The organism is Hyphomonas sp. (assembly GCF_040882205.1).
Lineage (GTDB): Bacteria > Pseudomonadota > Alphaproteobacteria > Caulobacterales > Hyphomonadaceae > Hyphomonas.
This window is the reverse complement of the sequence record NZ_JBBEBT010000093.1, coordinates 1-1126: the sequence shown is the minus strand read 5'-3', so window position 1 is coordinate 1126 and position 1126 is coordinate 1. Positions and strand designations below refer to the sequence as shown.

Here is a 1126-nt window from a genome sequence, read left to right as displayed (position 1 = left end):
ACGGCACGAGTCGTCCATTCATTGGGGCGGGCATTGGCGGAGCCCAGGTTAACGCCAAAGCGGTCAACCGTACAACCGGCACTTCGCCAAACCTCAGCGCAGCAAACGGTTTCGGCGGTGAGTCGACCAAGACGGCCGGTCAACTTCTGGCGGGTATCGGTTTCGAGGTGTCGGAGCGCCTGACGCTTGACTTAGGATACCGGTACTTTTTAGTTGAGGATCTCAAGTTTGATGGCGCTCATGACAACATTCCATATCGAGTAGATTATACGGATCATTCCGCTACTCTTGGCCTGCGTTACGCCTTTGGCGTGACCCCGCCTCCGCCTCCGCCTCCGCCTCCGCCTCCGCCTCCGCCGCCTCCGCCGCCCCCGCCGCCTCCTCCGGTGGAGACGACTGAGACGGTCCAGCAGCAGTGTTCGGCCATCAGCCAGGAATTCGTCGTGTACTTCGAGTGGGATCGCTCGGATCTGACGAGCCAGGCTGCTGCGGTTATCGATCAGGCTGTGGCGAACATCACCGCCGCAGCGGGTTGCGCCGCTGGTTCTGTGTCGATCGTCGGTCACACCGATACGTCGGGTGGCTCTGCGTACAACGAGCGTCTGTCGGTTCGCCGCGCTGACGTCGTTGCCGGCGCGCTCACCGAGCGTGGTATCGGCGCCACAATCATCGACAAAGCCGGCCGCGGTGAATCCGCACTGGCCAAAGCAACCGCCGATGGTGTGCGCGAGCCGCTCAACCGTCGTTCGGAAGTCACGATCGTCGTCCAGTAATCACTGGAAGACTGAACAATCAGGCGGCCCGGCACTTTGCCGGGCCGTTTTTTTGTTTTTCAGCCTCGCCGTCTGAGGCTTGCCGCCCAGTTCCACCTGTGAAACCAAGGGGTCATGACAGACCTTGAAAAACTGACAGCAGACGACGAAGCGGCCCGCGAGCGCTTGTATGCTGCGGCGCCGGACATGCTTGCCCGCACGCGCGGGTGGTCGGCGCACAATACGGGCAGCTTGAACACCGAGGGGCTGCATCGCTTCGCGCCGAAGCTCGCCGATGCCTTCTCTTCGCTGGAAGCTGATATCAAGCTGGTCCAGGGCCCGGGTTTCGAAGCGGTTGGGGCCGACGGCAAGAC

1 protein-coding gene and 1 pseudogene are annotated in these 1126 nt (G+C 62.1%); both read left to right on the top strand.

Going from position 1 to position 1126, the window contains the following annotated elements:
- A partial coding sequence (locus tag WEA77_RS03965) for an OmpA family protein (RefSeq protein WP_368066564.1) occupies positions 1–773 on the top strand: 773 nt, incomplete at its 5' end.
- A 114-nt stretch (positions 774–887) separates the two neighbouring features.
- Positions 888–1126 (top strand): annotated as a pseudogene (locus WEA77_RS03960) (hypothetical protein); the annotation flags it as partial.